This window comes from Thiobacillus sp., from assembly GCF_024708915.1.
The window spans coordinates 1-3,127 of the sequence record NZ_JANJXQ010000250.1; the positions used below are offsets into that span (position 1 = coordinate 1).

The window sequence follows — 3,127 nt, forward strand, 5'->3', positions numbered from 1 at the left end:
CTGCCCGCTGTAGCGCATCAGCAGCACCTGGAAGGCGGCCAGCAGGACCATGTAGAGGGTGGCGTTGTGCTGCCGCGCGAGCGCCTTGAGCGCGGCGGTCAGTTCGCCCGGCAGTTCGAAGCGCTCGATGTCGCCCCGGTAACTCAACTGGGCGGGGCGCGCCCGGTCGGCCGGCAGTTCGAGCGGGACAAGCCCCGACAATTGCCCGCGCCAGTAGCCCAGCTGATCCTCCAGCACCGCCCCGCTCAGCCAACTCCGCTGCCATACCGCATAGTCCGAATACTGGATCGGCAACGGCGGCAACGTTGCCGCTGTGCCGGAAGCAAAACCCGAATAAAGGATCTCCAGTTCCCGATCCAGCACGCTCAACGACCAGCCGTCCGACGCGATGTGGTGCATGACGATTGCCAGCACGAATTCCTCGTCGCTCAGCTGTGCAAGCCCCGCCCGCAGCATGCAGTCGGCCGAGAGGTCGAACGCGGCGCGGGTATTGCGGCGGATGAACGCATCCAGTTCGGCCTTGCGCGCGTCTTCGCCGCAATGCCGCAAGTCCAGCGTTTGCACACTGACGCCCTGCCGGTCCTCGACGATCTGACGGGGCTCTCCCGTCCGCATCACCAGCCGGGTACGCAGCGCCTCATGGCGTTCGACCAGCGCGTCCAGCGCCGCCTGCATGGCAGCCTGGTCAAGCGCGCCACGGATTCGGTAAACCCGGCAAATGTTGTAGTTGCCCGCCACCGGATTGAGGTGTTCGACCAACCACAGGCGGTTCTGGGCAAACGACAGATCGCAGGGTTCCGCCGTCCCCTTTCGGGGAGGGATGGCAGTCGGGCCATGCTTCGCGCCGGCCTTGCGTCTGCCGAGAAGCCGCTGCTCCAGCAGAATGCGCTCCTCCAGGCTCATCTCTCCAATCGATGACATCTTGTTTTTGATCCCTGGTTGATGGCCGGTTTTACAAGCCCTTGTCGTCGAGCGCCAGCCTGTTCGTCGTGTGCAACGCCAATTCGCGTATGGTCGGGTTTTCGAACAGGGCGCTCACGGGAATCGGGGTGTCGAGCGCCTCCGCGAACTCGGCGAGGATTCTGGTAGCCTGCAACGAGTGTCCGCCCAGTTCGAAAAAGTTGTCGTCTATCCCCACGTCTTCAAGCTTCAGCGCCTTTTCCCATAGGCGGACCAATTCAGACTCGAACGGAGTGTGCGCCGGCGCATAGGCCTGGCGCTGCCCGAACATCGGTTGCGGCAGGGCTTGCCGATCGATTTTCCCGTTGACCAGTTGCGGCAATGCCGCCATGGCCACCACGGCTTCGGGCAACATGAAGCTCGGCAAGCGCCCGCCCAGTTCCCGGCGAATGGACTGCAGGGTGCATTCGTGGCCCGGTTTCGGAACCACGTAGGCAACCAGCCGGGTTTCGCCTTGCGTGTCCTGCTTTGCGAGAACCACGGCTTCCGAGACTTCAGGCAGCGCCAGCAGGGATTGCTCCACCTCGGCGAGTTCGACCCGGTTTCCCCTGATCTTGACCTGGAAATCCTTGCGGCCGCGATGTTCGAGACAGCCGTCGGCATTCAGCATGCCCAGGTCGCCCGTTCGGTAGCGCCGCAGTTCGGCGTTTTCCGCACTGGCGGAAAAGCAGGTCCGGCTCAATTCCTCATTGCCCCAATAACCCAGCGCCAGATAAGGGCTCTGGATGACAATTTCACCGATCTCCCCACGCACCACGGGCTGCCCGGATTCGTCCAGCAGCAGCGCCTCGATTCCCTCCACCGCGTAGCCCAGGGGAACCGAAGCCGTTTCGATCTGGCTATCGCGGTTGAGCCAATACGTTCTGGCCAGGCCGGTTTCCGTGGCCCCCAGTCCGCAATGCACGACACAGCCTGCGGAGAGCAGTGGCCGCAACTGTTCGACATCCCTGAGATACGTGGCCTCCCCGCCGAGCTTGATCAATCGCAAATCCGGAAAAGAGACGGGCAGCGCCAGGGTTTGGAATACATGCCGAAAAACGGTAGCAACCGAGCAATACAGGGTGATCCGCTCATGGCGCAACCACTGGGCCAGTCCCGTCACGCCATGCCGGGCCACGGAATAGACATGCAATGAGGCCCCGTTCAGCAGGGCATTGAAAATATCCCGCGTACCGCCATACACCGAGTACGAATACAACAGCGTTTGCCGGTCGCCGTAGCCGATACGGAACGCATTGGTATGGCGCAGCACATTGTGCAGGACATTGCGCTGGTTCTGTATCACCCCCTTGGGACGGCCGGTCGTTCCCGACGTGTAGAGGACATAGGCAAGCGCATCCGGAGATACGCCGATATCCGGTTCGCCGTCAGACAAGCCTGCGGCCAGGGTGTCCAGATTCAAAATGGGCGTATGCGCACCCGCCGCGGCAAGCGCCTGCGCTTCGGTGGCATTGCCGACCATCAACAGTGCAGGGGCGGTATCGTCGAGAATCGCGGCAATTCGGGCCGCGGGTAGGGCGGGGTCGACCGGCACGTAGAACCCTCCGGCCTTGAGTACCGCCAGCAAGCCGACAACCTGGATTCTGCTTGACTCAAGCAGCAGGGCCACGCCGCGGCCGGGCGGGAGACCGCACGCGAGAATGGCATGCGCCACCCGGTTGCTGCGGGCGTTGAGTTCGCCGTAGCTCAGGCTGCCCTCGGCGTCGCTGATCGCCAGCGCGTCCGGATTGCATGCGACCCGGCTACGAAAACGGTCAGCGATGGAGTGTTCGATCTCGGCCGGAGGAAAGGCGTGAAAACCGTTTCCGGGTTTCGGCCCGGACTGTCCTTCGACGCGGCCGGCAGAACCAGCGGAGGACTTTGTCATGGCCGTTCTCCGGGGAACCACGTTTCTTCTTCTACGGCGCCCATTGCCAGCTGGTTCAATGCGGCCAGCGCCTGGCCATCCACGGTAGGGGTATCGAAAATCTGCCGTAAGCCCAGATCGATTTCCAGTGCGCGATTGATCCTGTTCAGCAATTGTGCCGCCAGCAGGGAATGTCCGCCCAGGTCGAAGAAGTTGTCGTGGATGCCCACGCGCGGCAGGTTGAGGGTTTCGGCCCAGATTGCGGCGATCGCGGTCTCGAGCGGGGTGCGCGGGGGCTGGTAGCCGGTTGCAGCAGCATCC

The 3,127-nt window shown here is 63.1% G+C and carries 3 protein-coding genes; all 3 read right to left on the bottom strand.

What is annotated here, in order from left to right:
• Positions 1–921 (bottom strand): condensation domain-containing protein (locus tag Q0L94_RS16955; protein WP_296755668.1); only part of this gene is annotated, 921 nt, incomplete at its 3' end.
• A 31-nt stretch (positions 922–952) separates the two neighbouring features.
• On the bottom strand, positions 953–2,827 hold the full coding sequence (locus Q0L94_RS16960) for a non-ribosomal peptide synthetase (RefSeq protein ID WP_296755671.1): 1,875 nt from the start codon (positions 2,825–2,827) through the stop codon (positions 953–955).
• Positions 2,824–3,127: phosphopantetheine-binding protein (locus Q0L94_RS16965; protein ID WP_296755672.1), on the bottom strand; the 304-nt coding region annotated here is incomplete at its 5' end. The genes Q0L94_RS16965 and Q0L94_RS16960, both read right to left, overlap by 4 nt.